Genomic DNA, 469 nt, shown 5'->3' on the forward strand with positions numbered 1-469 from the left:
TGTGGAGGCTGGGGTTATCAATTAGGAGATGAAGGCAGTGCTTATTGGATTGCGAAGAAGATGTTTAATATATTCTGTAAAGAAATAGATGGTAGACTAGAAAAAACAGTTCTTTATGATCTTGTTATGGAAGAATGTCATCTAGATATTGATTATGATATTATCACATTTATGAATAGTCTTGATCGTACATCTACTGCATCCTATGCTTATATCAATGGATTAGCTGCCAATCAGGGAGATCCTTATGCGATAGAAATATATAAACAGGCAGCATTAGAAATTCGTTCACTCATACAAACACTCTTAAAAGAACATGATTCAACACCTCGTATTTCTTATATTGGAGGTGTATTTGATCATGCTTCTCACTATATTCTACCTGTTTTGAATGAAACAATAGATAATCTTATTTCACCTATCCATACACCGGAATATGGTGCTTATAAGTTTGCAAAGAAACTAGGGT

General features: G+C 33.7%; 1 protein-coding gene. It reads left to right on the top strand.

The features are described 5' to 3' along the window. Window positions 1-469 (top strand): BadF/BadG/BcrA/BcrD ATPase family protein (locus tag B2S90_RS06380; RefSeq protein WP_286696744.1); only part of this gene is annotated, 469 nt, incomplete at both ends.

Source organism: Catenibacterium sp. UBA627 (assembly GCF_002299355.1).
GTDB lineage: Bacteria > Bacillota_I > Bacilli_A > Erysipelotrichales > Coprobacillaceae > Catenibacterium > Catenibacterium mitsuoka.